General features: G+C 59.7%; 16 protein-coding genes. 5 read left to right on the forward strand and 11 right to left on the reverse strand.

The features are described from left to right. The first annotated feature begins 45 nt into the window (after positions 1 to 45). On the forward strand, positions 46 to 543 hold the full coding sequence (locus tag LOY31_RS13975) for a GNAT family N-acetyltransferase (protein WP_115077848.1): 498 nt from the start codon (positions 46 to 48) through the stop codon (positions 541 to 543). A gap of 83 nt (positions 544 to 626) precedes the next feature. On the opposite strand, the gene LOY31_RS13980 is transcribed toward LOY31_RS13975, so the two are convergent. The 4 genes from LOY31_RS13980 to LOY31_RS13995 form a co-directional block, all read right to left on the reverse strand. After that, positions 627 to 833 (reverse strand): hypothetical protein, encoded by a 207-nt coding sequence (locus LOY31_RS13980; protein ID WP_007957512.1) that lies wholly within the window; start codon positions 831 to 833, stop codon positions 627 to 629. A gap of 185 nt (positions 834 to 1,018) precedes the next feature. Beyond that, positions 1,019 to 3,265 (reverse strand): TonB-dependent siderophore receptor, encoded by a 2,247-nt coding sequence (locus tag LOY31_RS13985; protein ID WP_221535442.1) that lies wholly within the window; start codon positions 3,263 to 3,265, stop codon positions 1,019 to 1,021. 144 nt (positions 3,266 to 3,409) lie between these two features. Then, complete coding sequence (locus LOY31_RS13990) at positions 3,410 to 5,161, reverse strand: phosphoethanolamine transferase CptA (protein WP_007957509.1); 1,752 nt, start codon at positions 5,159 to 5,161, stop codon at positions 3,410 to 3,412. 212 nt (positions 5,162 to 5,373) lie between these two features. Next, positions 5,374 to 5,556 carry a DUF6026 family protein gene (locus LOY31_RS13995; protein WP_258713538.1) on the reverse strand — a complete coding sequence of 61 codons (183 nt, stop codon included), beginning with the start codon at positions 5,554 to 5,556 and terminating at the stop codon, positions 5,374 to 5,376. A gap of 272 nt (positions 5,557 to 5,828) precedes the next feature. Here LOY31_RS13995 and gnd point away from each other — a divergent pair, with 272 nt between their 5' ends. Genes gnd through LOY31_RS14010 form a run of 3 tightly spaced genes read left to right on the forward strand, consistent with a single transcriptional unit; the run spans position 5,829 to position 9,129 of the window. Further along, a complete protein-coding gene (gnd, locus tag LOY31_RS14000; protein WP_258713539.1) occupies positions 5,829 to 6,809 on the forward strand; it encodes a phosphogluconate dehydrogenase (NAD(+)-dependent, decarboxylating) in 981 nt (326 codons plus the stop codon). Continuing rightward, positions 6,806 to 8,329 carry a glucose-6-phosphate dehydrogenase gene (gene zwf / locus LOY31_RS14005; protein ID WP_221535440.1) on the forward strand — a complete coding sequence of 508 codons (1,524 nt, stop codon included), beginning with the start codon at positions 6,806 to 6,808 and terminating at the stop codon, positions 8,327 to 8,329. The genes gnd and zwf overlap by 4 nt, the downstream gene beginning before the upstream one ends. After that, positions 8,326 to 9,129, forward strand: a complete 804-nt coding sequence (locus LOY31_RS14010; protein ID WP_258713540.1) for an HAD family hydrolase — start codon at positions 8,326 to 8,328, stop codon at positions 9,127 to 9,129. Before zwf ends, LOY31_RS14010 begins: the two co-directional genes overlap by 4 nt. Before the next feature lie 110 nt (positions 9,130 to 9,239). Here LOY31_RS14010 and nhaB read toward each other — a convergent pair whose 3' ends face one another. From nhaB to LOY31_RS14025, 3 genes are all read right to left on the reverse strand, one after another. After that, positions 9,240 to 10,742, reverse strand: a complete 1,503-nt coding sequence (nhaB, locus tag LOY31_RS14015) for a sodium/proton antiporter NhaB (RefSeq protein WP_258713541.1) — start codon at positions 10,740 to 10,742, stop codon at positions 9,240 to 9,242. Positions 10,743 to 10,816: 74 nt separating this feature from the next. Continuing rightward, the gene (locus LOY31_RS14020) at positions 10,817 to 12,106 is read right to left on the reverse strand and encodes a hypothetical protein (protein ID WP_258713542.1); all 1,290 of its coding nucleotides are present in this window, start codon (positions 12,104 to 12,106) and stop codon (positions 10,817 to 10,819) included. 285 nt (positions 12,107 to 12,391) lie between these two features. Beyond that, positions 12,392 to 12,658 (reverse strand): hypothetical protein, encoded by a 267-nt coding sequence (locus tag LOY31_RS14025; RefSeq protein ID WP_007957481.1) that lies wholly within the window; start codon positions 12,656 to 12,658, stop codon positions 12,392 to 12,394. A 345-nt stretch (positions 12,659 to 13,003) separates the two neighbouring features. On the opposite strand from LOY31_RS14025, the gene LOY31_RS14030 reads away from it, so the two are divergent. After that, positions 13,004 to 14,329, forward strand: a complete 1,326-nt coding sequence (locus tag LOY31_RS14030) for a sigma-54 dependent transcriptional regulator (RefSeq protein ID WP_007957480.1) — start codon at positions 13,004 to 13,006, stop codon at positions 14,327 to 14,329. 82 nt (positions 14,330 to 14,411) lie between these two features. Here LOY31_RS14030 and LOY31_RS14035 read toward each other — a convergent pair whose 3' ends face one another. The 4 genes from LOY31_RS14035 to LOY31_RS14050 all read right to left on the reverse strand — a co-directional run bounded on the left by LOY31_RS14035 (position 14,412) and on the right by LOY31_RS14050 (position 18,285). Further along, positions 14,412 to 15,716: a transporter gene (locus LOY31_RS14035; protein WP_085603928.1), complete on the reverse strand. Its 1,305-nt coding sequence runs from the start codon at positions 15,714 to 15,716 to the stop codon at positions 14,412 to 14,414. Between the two features lie 45 nt (positions 15,717 to 15,761). Then, positions 15,762 to 16,508 (reverse strand): hypothetical protein, encoded by a 747-nt coding sequence (locus LOY31_RS14040; protein WP_085603925.1) that lies wholly within the window; start codon positions 16,506 to 16,508, stop codon positions 15,762 to 15,764. A 43-nt stretch (positions 16,509 to 16,551) separates the two neighbouring features. Then, positions 16,552 to 17,232: a C39 family peptidase gene (locus LOY31_RS14045; RefSeq protein ID WP_007957477.1), complete on the reverse strand. Its 681-nt coding sequence runs from the start codon at positions 17,230 to 17,232 to the stop codon at positions 16,552 to 16,554. Between the two features lie 63 nt (positions 17,233 to 17,295). Then, the gene (locus LOY31_RS14050) at positions 17,296 to 18,285 is read right to left on the reverse strand and encodes a heme utilization protein (protein WP_258713543.1); all 990 of its coding nucleotides are present in this window, start codon (positions 18,283 to 18,285) and stop codon (positions 17,296 to 17,298) included. Between the last annotated feature and the right edge of the window lie 61 nt (positions 18,286 to 18,346).

Below are 18,346 nucleotides of genomic sequence, written 5' to 3' on the forward strand. Positions count from 1 at the left end.
AGTGCGTATCAAACGCGCCGGGGCGCCGTGCGATCGAGGAAGGAAATGGATTCCGCAGAAATTCTTGTGCTTCAAGCCAGTTACACCAACCCGGTGCATGCCGAGGCCATCGGTGTGGTGCTCAATCATTACGCCGAAGACCCGATGGGCGGCGGCCATCCCATTGCCCCCGAGCTGTTGCAGCAACTGCCCGCCGAACTGGCCAAGCGGCCCCACGCGTTCAGCGTCCTGGCGTTTGTCGGTGGCGAGCCGGCGGGGCTGGTGAACTGCTTTGAAGGGTTTTCCACGTTTGCCTGCAAGCCGCTGGTCAACGTGCACGACGTGTCCGTGGTGACCAAGTTTCGCGGTTTGGGGCTGAGTCAGAAAATGCTGCGCAAGGTCGAGGACATCGCCCGTCAGCGCGGTTGCTGCAAGATCACTCTGGAAGTGCTTGAAGGCAACGCCGTGGCGCAAAATTCCTACGCCAAATTCGGCTTCGCGCCGGGCATGTTCGATCCCAATCACGGGCGCATGCTGTTCTGGATCAAGGATTTGCAGGCATAAAAAAAGGCGCCCGGAAAGGGCGCCCAACTGTCATCTGCGGTGCCGGAGCGGAGCCATCGCAGGTCCATCGGTAAAGCGTTCGCTCAAGGGCGATAGGACTCGGTGACCTGGGCGGTCTGGTCGTCCGGAACCTTGAGTTCATTGGTCTTCGCGTCAGCCTGCTGGCTCTGTGCGGAATGAACCGGGAAGTTTGCCCAGTAATGTCTCATGCGCTCGGCGCCGCCTTCGGCGAATGCGCTGGCGGATGCCAGTGTGAGCAGACCTGCAAGGATTGCAGTCGTGGTTTTCATGGTGCCTCCTACGAAAAATGTCGGAGCCGTTCGTCCATGAATCTGGTCCTCGGGGCGCAGTGTCCGTCGAGGGCATTAACGAGAGGTTAACGCTCGTTCAGTGTAGGTTTTACCGGGTGTTTCCACGGCGTATCGGACGAACGCTGCACGCGTGAATAACGCGTGCAGGTCACGAGGGAAGGGCGTCAGAGTTTCCAGTCGAGGCTCAGCGTCACGGTGCGAGGATCGCCCCAGAACACGCCGTTGTAGAAGCCGACGTTGTCGTAATACTTCTTGTCGAACAGGTTGTCGACGTTGAGGGACGCCGACAGGTGTTTGTCGAACTCATAACGCGACATCAACTTGACCACTGTGTAGGCGTCCTGACTGATTCGCGCCCGCTCGGTGATGATCCGGCCATTGGCGTTGCGTCCGACCGGTCGGTTGGAATTGCCGTATACGTCGCTTTGCCAGTTCACCGCGCCGCCCACGGTCAGGGCGTTCCAGTTGCCCGGCAAGCGATAGGCCGTGGACAAACGGAACAGGTTCAGCGGCTGGTTGGTGTTGGTGCGATTTTTCTCGCCGTTGACCGAGTGGGTGTAGGTGTAACCGGCGGTCATGTTCCAGCCGTCGAGAACTTCGCCAGAGACCTCGGCTTCGAAACCGTTGACCTTGTTGCCCTTGCCGCCGGACTTGTAGAACTCCTCCAGGGTCACCGGATCCGGCGGCACCGAGTCATCCACTTCGGCGACGTTGTCCTGCTTGCTCCAGAAAATGGCGGTGGCCAGATTCAGGCGTTCGTCCAGCAGGCTGCCCTTGAGCCCGATTTCATAGTTGCTGCCAACGATCGGCTCGATGAACTTGCGGTTGGCGTCGCGGTAGGTCTGCGGTTTGAAGATGTCGGTGTAGCTGGCGTAAACGGTGTACTCCGGCGTCAGGTCATAGAGCAGGCCGGCGTAGGGAGTCCACATGTCGTTGTGCTGCTGGCGGCTGGCATCGACGCTTTCCAGTTGCAGGTTGTCGTCGAAGGTGTTGGCCGTTTTTGACGCCTTCCAGCTGCCGTAGCGAGTGCCGAGCACGGCGTGCAGGTCGTCCGTCAGGCTCAGGCGGGTCGCCAGATAACCTGCTTTTTGTTGCGTGCTGTCTTTGGCACTGGTGAGCCCGGTCACGGTGTCCGGGAATCTGGCAATGTCGCCCATGTACTTCCAGTCGCGAATGGTGCTGTAGTTGCGCGCCACCGGACCGTCAACGGTGTACGGCGAGCTGGAGCTGCGCTCGGCTTCGCCGTAGCCGATCATCATCTGATGTTCGCGGCCCAGCAGCGAGTAGGGGCCGGACAGGTTGAAGTCGTACGCCTTCATGCGCTGCGGGCCGATCATGTGTGAGCTGTAGGCGGTCATGCCGCTGCGATCAGGTTCGGGGAAACCGGCGCCGGCGTAGTAGACCTTGCCGTCGGTGTCGCTCTTGCGGTGGGTGTAGGCGGCTTTCAGGTGCCAGTCGCCCGCCAGGGCCTGATCGAGGGTGGCGAACGCGGTCTTGTCGCGCAGCGGCCAGGAACTCCAGGAGGTCGCCATGTTGGTCGAACGTCCGAGGCTGGCCTTGCTGCCGTCGGCGTTCCAGTACGGCAAGGTGCCCCACGAAGAGCCTTGCACCTGTTTGTCCTGATAGTCGTAACCGACGGCCAGCACGGTGGAGTCGGTCAGGTCGGCTTCGAGGATGCCGTAGCCGACTTCCCGTTGCAGGGCGTACTTGTCGCGAAACGATCCCTGGTCGCGGTAGGCCAGCACGCTGCGACCGCGCAGTCGCCCGTCGAACGCCAGCGGGCCGCCGACATCGACGTAACTGTAGTAATCGTCATAGCTGCCGCCGCTCGCACCGGCCTGAGCCTGCCATTGGGCGGTCGGGCGTTTGCGCACCATGTTGATGGTTGCCGACGGATCGCCTGCGCCGGTGGTCAGGCCGGTGGCGCCGCGCACGACTTCGATGCGGTCGTAGATGATGGTGTCCGAATCGGACTTCATGTACTGGAAGGTGTTGAGCATCCCGTCGATCTGGAAATTGTTGATCGAGTAGCCGCGGGACGAATAGCTGACCCGATCCGAATCGTTGTGTTGCACCACGATGCCGGTGGTCTGGCTCATGGCCTCGGACAATGTACCGAGCTTGAAATCATCCATCTGCTGGCGAGTGACCACGGAAACTGACTGCGGGGTTTCCTTGATCGACAGGTTCAACCGCGTTGCCGTGCTCATGGCGCCGGTGGTGTAGGCGTGGGTGTTTTCGGTGGTGTTGCCCAGGCCTTGGGCGGTGACGCTGGTGGATGCCAGCTCCAGGGCCGGCGCAGCGGGGGGCGACTGTTTTTCTGTGTCGGTTTCAGCCAGCAGATCCGGGCTCAGTGCAACACTGCACAGGCCCAGGGTGAGGGTCATGGAACGGGTGATGGGCGCGAACATCGCAGCCGACTCCTTGTCATCGAGGGAAAAATTCCGTTTGCTCAAAGACGAAAGCGGGCAGTGCGATTTAGTGTCAAACGAGAAATATTGTTATTTGAAGATGTTTCGCCGATATGAAAAAAGGGCCGTTTCCGGCCCTTTTTTTTATTCCTGCAGCACCACTTCCGTGGTCGTGGCGGCGGGTTTTTTCGGCTTCATCAGGCTGAAGTCGATCAGGGCCCGCTGTTCACGCTCGTAAGGGTTGCCGATCAACAGCGGACGGGGCTTGAAGCTGTCGCTGACCAGGCTCTTGCTGCGGTCGAGTTCATCGAAACTCAAGCCGGCGAGATCCGCCCAGGTGTGGATCAGGTGCGAGCTGCTGTACGGCCGGCTCAGATCCCCGGCGAAACTCCAGTCGTGGTTTTCACGCCACTTCGGCGACGCCCAGGCCATGAACGGAATGGTGTACATCGGCGCGGTCGGCTTGTTTTCGTTGCGGCCCAAGGTGCTGTGGCCCACCGAGTCGAACACGTCTTCACCGTGGTCGGAGAGGTACAGCAAAAAGCCGTTCGGATCGGATTTGGCGTAGTCCTTGATCAGACTCGACACCACGAAATCGTTGTACAGCACCGCGTTGTCGTAGCTGTTGTAGGTCGGCACCTGATCGTCACGCACGCCGGCCGGAACGCCGTTGCGATCCTGGAACTTGTCGAAGCTCGGCGGATAACGGTACTGGTAGCTCATGTGCGTACCGAGCAGATGCACGACGATCAACTTGCGCGGCGCCGCGTCGGCCAAGGCCTTGTTGAACGGCTCGATCACGTCGCCGTCGTACTGCGCGGCGTTCTGGTTGCGGTTGTTGTTCAGGTACACCTGCTCGTCGGCCTGTTCGGAGAACGTCGTGAGCATGGTGTTGCGCTTGGTCATGGTCTGCTGGTTGGTGATCCAGAAGGTCTTGTAGCCGGCCTGTTTCATCATGCTGACCAGCGACGGCGTGGACAGGTACAGGTCCGGGTTTTCTTCGTCGGCGAAGGTCAGCACCTGTTGCAGCGCTTCAATGGTGTAAGGGCGCGGGGTGATGACGTTGTCGAAGACCGACAGCTGATCCTTGAGCTTGTCCAGTTCCGGCGTGGTTTTACGCGGGTAACCGTAGAGGCTCATGCGCTGGCGGTTGGTGGATTCGCCGATCACCAGCACCAGGGTCGCCGGCTGGTTGGCGCCCGAGTCCTTGAGGTTTTTCAGCGGTGGGATCTTGCTCGCGCTGTGCAGCATGCCCTGCATGTCGGCCAGGGTTTCCTGATAGCGGTGATAAGCCACGGCCATCTGCCACGGCACAGCCGGCTCGATGCGGGTTTCGAATTTCTCGAAGCCCTGGGCGAAGCTGCCGGTGCGCATTGTCTGCTTGACCAGCGGATAACCGATCACGGCCACCAGAATCGCCATGGCGGCGACGAACGCGCGGCCACGGGGCAGGTACACCGGACGCAGGCGGGTCCACAGGAAATAGGCGAATGCGGTGTGCGCGAGGAACGCCGGGACCATCCACCAGGCGAAGTACTGGGTCATGTACTCGCCGGCTTCGGACACATTCGACTCGAACATGATGAAGATCACGCTCTGGGAGAATTCCTGCTGGTAGATGAAGAAGTAACCCAGGCTGGCCATCGAGCAGGCCCACAGCACCACGCCGATCAGCGCGGCGAGCAGACGGGTGCGTTTGGGGAACAGCAGCATCGGCGCGAGCCACACGGCGCTCATCACGAAGGCCTGGCGAAAGCCGGTGAACCCGGAGGTGCCTGTCAACTGGATCAGCAGTTGGGTGATACCGGAGAAGTACCAGAAAAACACGAACAGCCAGAGAAAACCGGCCCAGTCGAAACCTGTCGCAGTCGTATTGCTGCGTTTGAACACCGCCATTCAGCACTCCAGCTCAGTCGTCACATCCACCGCCGGGCGCGTCATGCAACCGGCGCATGAACCCGACGAACGGAGGCCATGCGCAGACACGCACGGCCAGAATGCGCCGGAGTATCAACAAGCGAATGTGAAAACTTTGTTAGTTGCCGGAATCGGCTGGAGGTGCAGCATGTCGGGAACGGCAATGGCCGCTCCCGAAACGGGCGGGGAGATCAGGCGTTAGGCGAGCGCTGTACGCGCGGCAGAGGCTGTGGCTCGGCGCCCTGGGTCAGCAGGCGCAATTGCGCGAGTTCCTGCTTGAGCTGATCGCGTTCATCTTTCAACTGTCGCAATTCATCGCGACGGATGGTGACGTACAGGGTTTGTGGCGGCATTGCTGTGTGTACTGTGCCCATTGCTCACCTCGCAAATGGCGTGTCTCAACTGCAGATCAGCCCCGGTTTCGGGCCTTGACCTGCTATCGGCGCCGATTTTGATTTCTTTTGCTCGTGAATGGAACTTTTTTATTTTTCATGGTCGTTGTGTCTTCGGCGCGTTTCCAGACGTTATCAGTCTGGATCGGGCACAATGCACGGAAACTTCAACCCGACGCTCTGGACTAACCTCCATTAGTCGCGTTGGGCTATACCTTTGACACACTTTTATTTGTAGTAAGGAGCATCAGCACATGCAACTCGGGATTATTGGACTGGGCCGCATGGGCGGCAATATTGCGCGACGTCTGATGCTCAACGGTCACACCACCGTTGTTTACGACCGCAATACCGCCTTTGTCGACACCCTGGCCGCCGAGGGCTCTACCGGCGTCGCCGACCTGCATGCACTGGTCGCAGGCCTGGCCAAGCCGCGTGCGGTGTGGGTCATGCTGCCGGCCGGCGCACCGACTGAAGACACCATCGAAACCCTGAGCAATCTGCTTGAGGCGGGCGACACCATCATCGATGGCGGCAACACCAACTACAAGGACGACATCCGCCGGGCCAAAACCCTGGCCGAGAAAGGCCTGCACTACATCGACGTCGGCACCTCCGGCGGCGTCTGGGGCCTGGAGCGCGGTTACTGCATGATGATCGGTGGCGATGCCGAGACCGTTAAGCGTCTCGACCCGCTGTTCGCCGCGCTGGCGCCGGGCATGGGCGACATCCCGCGCACCAAGGACCGCAAGTCTGATGACCACCGTGCCGAGCACGGCTACATCCACGCAGGTCCTGCCGGTGCCGGTCACTTCGTCAAGATGATCCACAACGGGATCGAGTACGGAATGATGGCGGCCTTCGCCGAAGGCTTCGACATCCTCAAGACCAAATCCAGTGAGCGCCTGCCGGAAGATCAGCGTTTCGACCTGAACGTGGCCGACATCGCCGAAGTCTGGCGTCGTGGCAGCGTGGTGTCGTCCTGGCTGCTGGACCTGACCGCCGATGCGCTGGCCAGCGACCCGAAACTCGACGGTTTCTCGGGCTCCGTGGCGGACAGCGGCGAAGGTCAATGGACCATCGAAGCGGCCATGGAACAAGCGGTGCCGGTACCGGTGCTGTCCAACTCGCTGTTCTCGCGCTACCGCTCGCGCGGCCAGGGCACTTTCGGCGACAAGATTCTTTCGGCCCAGCGCTTCGGCTTCGGCGGCCACGTGGAGACACCGAAGAAATGACCCATACGATCCGCAGGAAATCCAAGGCAGAACCCGCGCCACCGACCACGCTGTTTCTGTTCGGCGCCCACGGTGATCTGGTCAAGCGCCTGCTCATGCCGGCGCTGTACAACCTGAGTCGCGACGGCCTGCTGGATGATGGCCTGCGGATCGTCGGCGTTGACCACAACGCCATCACCGATGAAGCCTTCGCGCAAAAGCTCGAAGACTTCATCCGCACTGAAGTGGCAGCGAAAGTCGGCAAGGGCGATCAGATACTTGATCCGGCCTTGTGGGCCAAGCTCGCCAAAGGCATCAGCTACGTCCAGGGCGACTTCCTGGATGACAGCACTTATTCAGCCCTGGCGGCGAAAATCGCCGACAGCGGCACTGGCAATGCGGTGTTCTACCTGGCCACCGCGCCACGTTTCTTCAGCGAAGTGGTGCGCCGTCTCGGCAGCGCCGGGTTGCTCGAAGAAACCCCGGAAGCCTTCAGAAGGGTGGTGATCGAAAAACCGTTCGGCTCCGACCTGCAAACTGCCGAGGCGTTGAACGCCTGCCTGCTCAAGGTCATGTCGGAAAAGCAGATTTACCGGATCGATCACTATCTGGGCAAGGAAACCGTGCAGAACATTCTGGTCAGCCGGTTCTCCAACAGCCTGTTCGAAGCGTTCTGGAACAACCACTACATCGACCACGTGCAGATCACCGCTGCCGAAACCGTCGGCGTCGAAACCCGTGGCAGTTTTTACGAACACACCGGCGCCCTGCGGGACATGGTGCCCAATCACCTGTTCCAGTTGCTGGCCATGGTCGCGATGGAGCCGCCGGCCGCGTTCGGCGCCGATGCAGTGCGGGGCGAGAAGGCCAAGGTAGTCGGTGCGATCCGGCCGTGGACCACCGAAGAAGCACGGGAAAACTCGGTGCGCGGTCAATACAGCGCCGGTGAAGTCGCCGGCAAACCGGTGGCCGGTTATCGCGATGAGAACAACGTCTCCCCAGAAAGCACCACGGAAACCTATGTGGCGCTGAAAGTGATGATCGACAACTGGCGCTGGGTCGGCGTGCCGTTCTACCTGCGCACCGGCAAACGCATGAGCGTGCGCGACACCGAGATCGTCATCTGCTTCAAACCGGCGCCGTACGCGCAGTTCCGGGACACCGAGGTCGACGAATTGCAGCCGACCTATCTGCGTATCCAGATCCAGCCCAACGAAGGCATGTGGTTCGACCTGCTGGCCAAACGGCCGGGGCCGGCGCTGAACATGGCCAATATCGAGCTGGGTTTCGCCTACAAGGACTTCTTCGAAATGCAGCCGTCCACCGGCTACGAAACCCTGATCTACGACTGCCTGACCGGTGACCAGACGCTGTTCCAGCGCGCTGACAACATCGAGAACGGCTGGCGCGCGGTGCAGCCGTTCCTCGACGCCTGGCAACAGGACGCGAGCGTGCAGGGTTACGCCGCGGGCGAAGACGGGCCGAAAGCCGCCGATGACCTGCTGACTCGCGATGGTCGCGTCTGGCATGGTCTCGGATGAGCGAGCCGATCCGTTTTCTGTTGAGTGACATGGACGGCACGCTGTTGCTGCCCGATCACAGCCTGAGCCAGCGCACCATCGATGCAGTTCGTGCGTTGCGCGAGGCGGGCGTTCTGTTCAGCCTGGCCACCGGGCGTCCGCCCAAAGCCATGTTGCAGCAGATCGAAGCGCTGGGCGTCGATCTGCCGACGGCGGCGTTCAACGGCGGCACGATCGTCAACCCGGATGGCAGCATTCTGGTTGCGCATTACCTGCCCGTAACGGCGGCGTTGACTGCATTGGCATTGTTCGCCGATCAGCCGGACGTCGAAATCTGGGTGTTCAGCGGTGGCGACTGGCTGCTCAAGGATCCGCACGGGCCGATGGTGCCTCGCGAGCAGCACGGGCTCGGTTATCCGCCGGTGGTGGTGGAGAGCTTCGAACCGTATCTCGAGCGTATCGACAAGATCGTGGCGACCAGCAACAACACCCAATTGCTGATCGAACTGGAGGCGCAATTGCTGCCGAAGGTCGAAGGGTTGGCGCAGGTGTCGCGCTCGCAACCGGTGTACCTGGATGTGACGGCGGTCGAGGCCAACAAGGGCTCGGCGCTGGTCACGCTGGCTGAACACCTGGGCGTGCCACTGGCGCAGACCGCCGCAATTGGCGATGGCGGCAATGATCCGGCGATGTTCCATGTTGCCGGGTTGTCGATTGCCATGGGGCAGGCTGAGGATGCGGTGAAGCGTCAGGCCGACGTGGTGACGGGGCCGAACACCGAGGATGGTGTGGCGCAGGCCATCGAAAAGTACATCCTGTAAAACAATGTTGGAGCGAGCTTGCTCGCGATGGCGCTAAGTCAGTCAGCATCTTGGTTGACTGACACACCGCTATCGCGAGCAAGCTCGCTCCCACATTTTTTATCTTGTTTCTACAGCCAGTAACTCACGGCGTACCAGCCGAGCAATCCCATCACCACGGTGTAAGGCAACGCCATCCACACCATCCGCCCGTACGACAACCGCACCAGCGGCGCAATCGCCGACGTCAGCAGAAACAGGAACGCTGCCTGACCATTGGGCGTCGCCACGCTCGGCAGGTTGGTGCCGGTGTTGATCGCGATCGCCAGCGTCTCGAAATGCTCGCGGCTCATGTGGCCGGACAGGAACGCCTGCTTTACTTCGGTGATGTAGATCGTGGCCACGAACACGTTGTCACTGATCGCCGACAGCAGGCCGTTGGCGATGAACAGCATCCCCGGCTGCTGATTGGCCGGCAGCGCCAGCACCCACTGGATCAGCGGCGCGAACAGTTGCTGGTCGTGAATTACCGCGACCACGGCGAAGAACACCACCAGCAGTGCGGTGAACGGCATGGCGTCCTTGAAGGCGCTGCCCAGTCGGTGTTCGTCGGTGATGCCGGTGAAAGCCGTGATCAGCACAATCACCATCAGGCCGATCAAGCCGACTTCCGCAATATGGAACGCCAGCCCGGCAATCAGGATCAGTGCAGCGCAGCCTTGTACCAGCAGGGCGGCGCGTTGGCGCGGGGTCCGCTCGGCGTTGTCTTCGGCGGCGTAGTTGGCCAGCACGGCGCGTACGTTGTCCGGCAGCAGCGTGCCGTAACCGAACCAGCGCAGTTTCTCCAGCAAGATGCAGGTCACCAGCCCCGCGACCAGAACCGGCAGGGAAACCGGCGCGACCTTCAGGAAAAACTCGGCGAAGTGCCAACCCATTTCATGACCGATCAGCAGATTCTGCGGTTCGCCGACCAGGGTGCAGACGCCGCCCAATGCAGTGCCGACGGCGCCGTGCATCAACAGGCTGCGCAGGAAGGCGCGAAACTGCTCCAGGTCCTCGTGATGCAGTTGAGGCAGATGCTGGTCATCGCTGAATTCGCTGTCCTGGCGCGGATCGTTGCCGGAGGCCACCCGGTGGTAAACCGAATAGAAGCCCACGGCGGCGCTGATGATCACTGCGGTTACTGTCAGTGCGTCGAGAAACGCCGAGAGAAACGCCGACAGAAAGCAGAACATCAGGGCCAGCAGCGCCTTCGAACGCACGCCCAGCAACAGACGCGAGAACAGGAACAGCAGCAGGTCTTTCATGAAGTAGATGCCGGCGACCATGAACATCAGCAGCAGAATCACCGGGAAATTGTGCTGCAGCTCTTCATACAATGCCTGGGGCGTGGTCATTTTCAGCAGCAGCGCTTCGATCAGTAGCAAGCCGCCGGGCATCAGCGGGTAGCACTTGAGCGCCATGGCCAGGGTGAAAATGAACTCGATCACCAGCAACCAGCCGGCCGCGACCGGGCCGACAGTCCACAGCACCAGCGCATTGAGAATCAGAAAACCGACGATGCACGCCTTGTACCAGCGGGACGAATGCCCGAGAAAATTGTGCGCGAACGCCTGGGCCATCGAACCGGACATCGGTTGCTCCTTGTTTTAAGAAGCGCGCAAGTTGCCGTAAGCGATGGGCAAGATCAAGTGCAGGAAGGTTCGCATCATTGATTCAGATAACGCGCGACCACAGCGCGGTAGTTGCCATCCAGCGAATAACCGCCCACCAGTATCTCGCCACCCGGCTGGATCGCCAGTGAAGTGGCGGTATCGAGGCTGCGGCCCAGCCGCGTACGCAACCAGCCATTTCCGGAACCGAAGCTTCGATCAAGGCTGCCGTTGGCCAGATAGCGGGCGACGATGAAGTCCGCTTCAACCCCGCCGATGGTCGCACCGACCGCGAGGGTGCGACCGTCCGGCATCACTTGTGCCGCGCTCCACTGGCAGCCGCTGGGGCCGATTTCCAGCAAATGCGGCTGACCACCGTTGCAGTGCAGATCGGGGCGACCGTTGCCATGAACAGAATGCGCCATGCATCGAATCGGATCGCGACTGCTGCCAAAACAATGCAGATGCTCTGCCGATTCGATGACTTGATTGACCAGTGCGCTGCGCCCCTGGACTTTGAAGGCGAGGAAACCATCCACTGCAAAACGCTCGTCGAGCCGCCCGTCCGGCAGATAGCGGGCGAGCAGGCCTTCCTGTGGGAAATCGATGGAGCCGGCCACCACGATTCTTCCATCGTCTTGTAGCAGCAGACCGCCTAACCAGGTATTGAGCAGCAAGTGGCGAACCATGACGAACCCGCGACCGTTAAAGGACGGATCGAGGTGGCCGTCGGGTTTGAGGCGAATCAGTATGCCGACGTGATCGGCCAGTTCGAAGTGATGGTTGGCGATCAGCAGGATATGTCCGTCCGGCTGCACCGCGAAATCACAGGCTTCGGCGCCCGGAACGCCCGGCGGGAGCCAGGCATCGCGGGTGCCCATGGACAGGTCGCCGGGCAGGCGGACAATTTGCCGGCCGTTGTCACCAAAATCCGGGTCAGGGCGGCCCTGGGCATCGAACAGAGCCAGGGCGGGCAGGGTGCGATGTTCCGATTCGTAGTGCAGGCCCGCCAGCAGAATCCGCCCGTCTGGCAAGACCTGCACCTTGCTGCCGGTGGCTTCGAAACCGGCAGCGAACCGGCCGATCACGCTGCCTTGAAAGCCGAATCCCAGATCCGCCGAGCCGTCCTCAAGCAGGCGGGCCAGACCGAAACGGCTGCCTTGAGCAGTGCCCACCTTGGCGACGACCAGTATCCGGCCTTGCGCATCGAGCGCCACGCTCTGGGTCAGGCTGGACGCACTGCCGGCGAAGTAGACCTGCGCCACACCGTTGCTGGAAAAGGTCTTGTCGAGTTGTCCGGTGTTATTCGCAAGCGTCGGCAGCGCTATGGCGATCTGGGATGACATGCATGCTTCTCCTTGCGAGTCGACCGATTTCCGGGAGGCGGAACGGGTAACTGCATGAGCGAAACATTCAATCCCTGAATACGCGTTAGTACAACTGTAAGAACTAACAGATGGAGGGTCGCACTGTGCCAGAACAGTGTCTTTTTGAACCAGTCGCAAGCCTGCCAAGCATTTAGGCGCGAAAGTATTGAGGAAAGTTGTACAAAAAGACTGAAGTTGGAAAAAGATTCGCAACTAACAGAAGAGGGCGGATGACTTGAGCGTCATCCGCATTACCCGCAAATATCAGTGTGGCATCGACCAGGATTGCAACGCGTAACCTTCTTCGCTCAGTTCGGCGCGGGCCTGTTGCAGCAGGTATTCAAGTTGCGCCGGATCGGAGTAGGCGCTGCTCGGGATCTGGGTGCGACCGATCTGGGAGTTGGTACGGTCAATGACGGTCAGGCTCAGTTCGCCATTGCCGTCTTGTGGGGCCCAGGCGACGCATTGAAAAGGTTTAAATGCGCGGTTGGCAATCAAAAGAGCTTCGTTGATACGGAGCGGGGCGGTCATGGGGTCTTCTCTCTATTAATGCCCAATCAAGTGATGTGCCGTCGGTTGGGCTTACCGTTCGGCGAGTTACTTGTACTGATGCACGCAACCCGCTGGCAGGTCACACAGAATCTGAAGAAATTTCGACTTTCTTTCATACACTCAATATTCAGACAGGTTTTGAAAGCCTGGCGAAAGAATCAAGTCGATAGCTAACTAATAAAGCGGGTTCTTATAACTGCTTCACTTGTACACCTATAAGCAATCGATACAAGACGCCGTCAAATTCTTGCTAATGTAACAGTCAGGTTTGCCAAATGACTGTTTTTACGATCATTTCCTAAAATTTGGCGCCAAGGAACAGTCATGAGCGAAGCGCCTGCATTAAGACGTTTATTGGTCGTCGACCCGTGCGACGACTGTCACCGATTGCTTCCGGGTTTACGTGCCGTGGGTTGGGACGTCGACAGTTGTAGCCTGGAGAATGCCGCCGACCGAAGCTGCGATGTCGGCCTGTTGCGGTTACAACCTTTTCACCTGGAACGTCCCGAAGCCGTCAAAGAGCTGATCAGCCGCAGTGGTACCGAATGGATCGCCGTGCTGAATCAGGAAGTGCTGCGCTTGCAGAACGTCGGCGACTTTGTCTGCGAATGGTTTTTCGATTTCCATACCTTGCCGTTCGACGTGTCGCGGGTGCAGGTCACCCTCGGCCGGGCGTTCGGCATGGCGCGCCTGCGCGGGCAGGGCACGATTCACGTTGACCAGCCGGAACACGAGCTGTTGGGCGACAGCAAACCGATCCGCGAGCTGCGCAAGTTGCTGAGCAAACTGGCACCCACCGAGTCGCCAGTGCTTATTCGCGGCGAAAGCGGTACCGGTAAAGAACTCGTCGCCCGCACCCTGCACCGGCAGTCGCAACGCCACAGCAAACCGTTTGTGGCGATCAACTGCGGGGCGATTCCCGAGCATTTGATCCAGTCCGAGCTGTTCGGTCACGAGAAAGGTGCGTTCACCGGCGCTCATCAGCGCAAGGTCGGGCGTATTGAAGCGGCCAATGGCGGCACCTTGTTTCTCGATGAAATCGGCGATCTGCCGCTGGAACTGCAAGCCAATCTGTTGCGCTTCCTTCAAGAAAAACACATCGAACGGGTTGGTGGCAGCCAGCCTATCCCGGTGGATGTGCGGGTACTGGCGGCGACTCACGTCGACCTCGAAGCCGCCATCGAGAAGAAGCGCTTTCGTGAGGACTTGTACTACCGGCTCAATGTGTTGCAGGTGGTGACCGCGCCGTTGCGCGAGCGCCACGGCGATCTGTCGATGCTGGCCAACCATTTTTCCCACTTCTACAGCCATGAAACCGGCCGCCGTCCGCGCAGCTTCAGTGAAGACGCGCTGATCGCCATGGGCAAGCACGACTGGCCGGGCAATGTCCGCGAACTGGCCAACCGCGTGCGTCGAGGCCTGGTACTTGCGGAAGGGCGGCAGATCGAGGCCCGTGACCTGGGGCTGATCAGCCAGCAGTCGATCGCGGCACCCATGGGTACGCTTGAAGACTACAAGACCCGCGCCGAACGCCAGGCGTTATGCGATGTGTTGAACCGGCACAGCGACAATCTCAGCGTTGCCGCCAAAGTGCTGGGGGTTTCCCGGCCGACGTTTTACCGTTTGCTGCACAAGCACCAGATCCGCTAGGGCGCGGTGCTTCCTGAAGACAGGAAGCTGAAAAGGCCCGCTGCGATGCAAGTCGCAGCGGGCCTTTTTATGATGTCGCGGTTTAGAAGTAGTAAGGGAATTTCAGGCTGAAGGAGAAGTCCGGGGCATCGTCCGTCATGCCGATGGACAGGTTGGGCACGATGGTCAGGTTGTCGGTGGCGGCGATGGTCATGCCGACGTTGAAGTAACCGGCGTTGGCGTCGCTGGACACCACCGATTCCCAATCCCCGCCATCCTGTTTCAGCTTGCTCTTGCGTTGCACCAGGTCCGAGACGGAGAACGACATACTCATCTTCTCGTTCAGTGCGAAGGCAACACCTGCGCCGATCTGGAAGCTGTCGCCGATGCGTACCTTGCCCGGGTTTTTCTGGTTGACGGTCGAACTGATGTCGTCGAACGATTCCTCGAAGTTGTGGGTGTAGGACAGGCTGCCGAACAGCACGGCCGGGTCAAACGTCTTGACCAGCGAGATGCCCGGGGTGATCGACCAGACGCCGTTGCCGGTGGGCAGGGTGTCAGGCACGAACAGGTTCGAGTTGGCATCGGTCTGGCGTAGCTTGATCCCGAACGGATCCTTGCCCGTAGGCGCCTTGACCCGCAAGGACACCACGGCGTCCGGGGTGTTGACCGACTCGTCCAGGAACTTGTACGCAATGCCGAAGTTGACGTCGCCGATGGTCGGATCGCGGCTTACGTCCTGTTCGGTGGTGACGTTGGAGGCGCCTCCGTTGCCGCCGCCGGACTGATAGGTCGATTCACGGTAGACCACCGGCACGTTCAGGTCGAACTGCCAGCGATTGTCGAAGTTGTAGCGTCCCGTCAGGTCGAGGGTCCAGGTGTCGGCCTTGATCCGGTCGAGGTTGATGTTGCCCAGAAAGATCGAGTCCAGGGCGAGGAAACCGTTGAGAATCAGTTGGCGGGTGTCGTAGCGCGAGTAGGTCACGCCGGTTTCAAAGCTGAACTTGCCGCCGCCAAAGAAGCCGCTGGCTTCGTCGTACAGGTTGGACACACTCTGTGCCGGTTGCGAATCATCGGCCAGCGACTGGCCATAGGATGCGCCGCTGCCCCCGGCGGCGCCCCCCGACGCTGCTGCGGCCCCGGTGCCAGTGGCGACCCGGTTGCCTTTCATGTCCGAAGGCGATTTGGCCAGGCGTTTTGGGGGTGGGGAGGCGGGTTGCTCTTCGACCTGGCGGACCCGTTGTTCAAGCACCGCCAGGGCCTTTTGCTGCACTTCGTATCGTTGCTTCAGCTCCAGAAGTTCCTGTTTCAGGGCTTCTACATCTGCGTCGGGTGCCGCTTGCAACATCGCCGCGGGTAGAAGAGTACTCAAACATACAGCGGCACGCAGTGATACTGATCGATACATGAATAAGCCGTCCCTTTAAGCCCAATGATCGAGACTCAGCGTAGTTCAATATCCGATGTTGCGTAGTGCCCTGAGTTGAGTCAGGTTGCAGTCCAGTGCGCCGGCACTCATGCCGTTATTGTTAAGGACAACGTTGAGTTGTGTCAGGTTGTTGACTACGTTCGCGTTACCCAGCAAACGGGTGTTTTGCAGCAGTCCGCCCTGGGCGACCTGTTGCAAGGCTGTACCCTGATTGCCGGAGGCCTGGATGGCCATTTGCACACCGCCATTTGTGGCTGAAACCGCGACGCTGCCGGCGCCGTTGCTGCCGGAGATGGTCTGGCCGGCCATCAAGGCCTGGCCCTGGGCGGGCATCAGGGCAGGTGCCTGACTGGCTTCTTTGACGTTGATCGCAACGTTGTTATAGGCGGAGTTGCCGTCGCCAGCGGCGCGCACACTCTGCGTCACGCCCTGGCTTGAGTTGAGTCCCGCGCCACCCACGACCGAGCCAGTCCCCAGTTCCGGGGTACTGCCATTGCCGTGTTCCTTGATGGTCGAGACGTAGAATTCAGGTTTGACCGAAGCGGCCTGCAATTGCATGGTGGCCGAGGCCCCGATCAGATCTCCGCTGGCGTTGCGCCAGGTACTGCTCATGACAACACCGAAGCTGATGATCCGGCCCGGCATCACATAACGACCACGTAGCTCTGAAAGCTCCTGGTCCTTGATTTCGATGGGTTTGAATCCTGCATTGGCATAGCCTGAGGCGCTCGCTGCCAGGCAGGCGGCGGCCAGCCAGTATGAGGTTTTCATCTGCTGCTCCCGGGACATCCAGCCCCACTCTTGTAATCGGCGATTAAAAGAAGTCGCTCTGTATGAACCCGAAGTCCATCAATTCAGCATCTTTGACCGGGTTGAAGGCATCCAGCTTGTTCTTGGCCGTCACCGGTACCGGAGGGCTGCGCAAGGCATTGGCCTTGTCATATCCGGGGCCGACGATGGCAAAGACAATGCCGTTCCAACCTTTGACAAAGTCATCATGGGAGTAGCGTTTGTGTCCTAAAACCGGGTCTCCGATGTAAACCCAATCCTTGTCCGCCCGCTGCATCACCACGAAATGCTTGTAGCCGCGAATTTCCATCAGTACCACCACCGGGATCGTGACAGCGTCGAGTTTTTCCGGCGGAATCTTGTAGCCCCTGGCGCGCATGCCGATGCTTTCTATGTAGCGCTTCATGTCCAGCATGGAAAAACCCTGAGTACGAACAAGGTCCTGGTCAGCGTTGACCAGCATGCCTTTGATGATGTGCTCCTCATCGACGTCGAGCCAATAAGCCTGGCGCAATACCGTGGCCAGTGCGGCGGCGCCGCAGCTGAAGTCGGTTTTCTGTTCGACGATGTCGGCAAACTTGCGCTCACGAATGCTTTGCACGTTCTTGTAGACGAGTGTGCCGCCAGGCAGGGCGGCAACGGGCATCTGGGCAGCCTGGGTCAGGCCACAGAAGCAAAGCAGAGCGAGGAGGGCAGTCTTACGCATGATCGATACGCCTTTGCGGACTGAGGAAAAGCCCCGTTTCCGGGGCTTTCGTTTCGATCGCGATTACATGCAGGCTTTGCAACCTGCGGCGATGGACAGCGAGTTGCTTTGTTGGTTGCCAACACCAGCGGCGTTGTTGTAACCAGCGTTACCCGAGAAGTTGTTACCAACATTGGAGATGGAAGCGTTGTTGGTCACAGGGTTTTTCCAGCCATCAGGGGTCATCACTTGTTGAGTGGTCACACCTGCCAGGCCAAAGACGCCCACTGCTTCGAATTTGGCTTTTTGATCTTTGTCGCCGCCATGGCCTCTATCGTTATTGCCATATCCGCCATGACCGTGATCGTCGTCTTCGATTTTTGCAGTGCCCTTCGCGTAGAACGCGCCAGCCCCGGCGAAAGTGCCGGTGAGGGTATCTTTTTTGTAGGTTTGAGTGCCGTTGTTGGCTACGGTCAGGCCAGTGGAGGTTTGGTTCGCAGCAGCAGCAGCGTTAGCTACACGACCACCCGATACAGCAATTGCCAGGTTGTTTTTCTGTTGGTTGAAGTTGCCGGCACTGTTGTTCACGCCAATGTTGCCGGAACCGCCGTTACCCACGTTGTTGAGGTTGGCGTTGTTTGTGGTGGAGTAGTTCGCAACGGCGTTGTTGGTGTTGACTTGAGTTGCGCTGGAGACCGACACCGCAGAGCCGAAGATGAAACTTTCATCGGCAGTTGCCAGAGCGGCGGCATTGTCTTGCTGGTTGCCATCGCCGGCGGTGTTGTTCATGCCAACGTTGCCGTTGGTGCCATTGGCCGAGTTGTTGACGTTGGCATCATTTTTGGTGCCTTGGTTGCCGACCAGGTTGCCAGAGCTGCTTTGCGTGTCGAGCACTGCCGCCCCGGCGCCAGCGCCGATTTGCAGCAGTTGTTCCAGGGTTGGGCCTTTTGGTTCATGGTTGCCATGCCCGTTACCATGACCGTGATTATCATCACGACCGCCTGCCTGTGCTGCGATTGCCATCACTGCTGCGAGTGCGAAAACCAGTGGTTTGAGGGCCATTGTAGGTTTCATGGTGTTTCTCCGTGCTTATTAGTTGGTTAAGTGTTGGTACTTTCTAATTGCACTGCTTTTG

The organism is Pseudomonas sp. B21-021, assembly GCF_024749205.1.
Lineage (GTDB): Bacteria > Pseudomonadota > Gammaproteobacteria > Pseudomonadales > Pseudomonadaceae > Aquipseudomonas > Aquipseudomonas paraglycinae.

What these genes read in the sequence shown, in the direction of transcription:
- LOY31_RS13990 (WP_007957509.1), bottom strand. Translation starts at nt 5,161, where the DNA reads ATGGCGGTGTTCAAACGCAGCAATACGACTGCGACAGGTTTCGACTGG.
- LOY31_RS13985 (WP_221535442.1), bottom strand. Translation starts at nt 3,265, where the DNA reads ATGTTCGCGCCCATCACCCGTTCCATGACCCTCACCCTGGGCCTGTGC.
- LOY31_RS13995 (WP_258713538.1), bottom strand. Translation starts at nt 5,556, where the DNA reads ATGGGCACAGTACACACAGCAATGCCGCCACAAACCCTGTACGTCACC.
- LOY31_RS14050 (WP_258713543.1), bottom strand. Translation starts at nt 18,285, where the DNA reads ATGAAACCTACAATGGCCCTCAAACCACTGGTTTTCGCACTCGCAGCA.
- zwf (WP_221535440.1), top strand. Translation starts at nt 6,806, where the DNA reads ATGACCCATACGATCCGCAGGAAATCCAAGGCAGAACCCGCGCCACCG.
- LOY31_RS13980 (WP_007957512.1), bottom strand. Translation starts at nt 833, where the DNA reads ATGAAAACCACGACTGCAATCCTTGCAGGTCTGCTCACACTGGCATCC.
- LOY31_RS14020 (WP_258713542.1), bottom strand. Translation starts at nt 12,106, where the DNA reads ATGTCATCCCAGATCGCCATAGCGCTGCCGACGCTTGCGAATAACACC.
- LOY31_RS14045 (WP_007957477.1), bottom strand. Translation starts at nt 17,232, where the DNA reads ATGCGTAAGACTGCCCTCCTCGCTCTGCTTTGCTTCTGTGGCCTGACC.
- LOY31_RS14035 (WP_085603928.1), bottom strand. Translation starts at nt 15,716, where the DNA reads ATGTATCGATCAGTATCACTGCGTGCCGCTGTATGTTTGAGTACTCTT.
- nhaB (WP_258713541.1), bottom strand. Translation starts at nt 10,742, where the DNA reads ATGTCCGGTTCGATGGCCCAGGCGTTCGCGCACAATTTTCTCGGGCAT.
- LOY31_RS14010 (WP_258713540.1), top strand. Translation starts at nt 8,326, where the DNA reads ATGAGCGAGCCGATCCGTTTTCTGTTGAGTGACATGGACGGCACGCTG.
- LOY31_RS14025 (WP_007957481.1), bottom strand. Translation starts at nt 12,658, where the DNA reads ATGACCGCCCCGCTCCGTATCAACGAAGCTCTTTTGATTGCCAACCGC.
- LOY31_RS14040 (WP_085603925.1), bottom strand. Translation starts at nt 16,508, where the DNA reads ATGAAAACCTCATACTGGCTGGCCGCCGCCTGCCTGGCAGCGAGCGCC.
- gnd (WP_258713539.1), top strand. Translation starts at nt 5,829, where the DNA reads ATGCAACTCGGGATTATTGGACTGGGCCGCATGGGCGGCAATATTGCG.
- LOY31_RS13975 (WP_115077848.1), top strand. Translation starts at nt 46, where the DNA reads ATGGATTCCGCAGAAATTCTTGTGCTTCAAGCCAGTTACACCAACCCG.
- LOY31_RS14030 (WP_007957480.1), top strand. Translation starts at nt 13,004, where the DNA reads ATGAGCGAAGCGCCTGCATTAAGACGTTTATTGGTCGTCGACCCGTGC.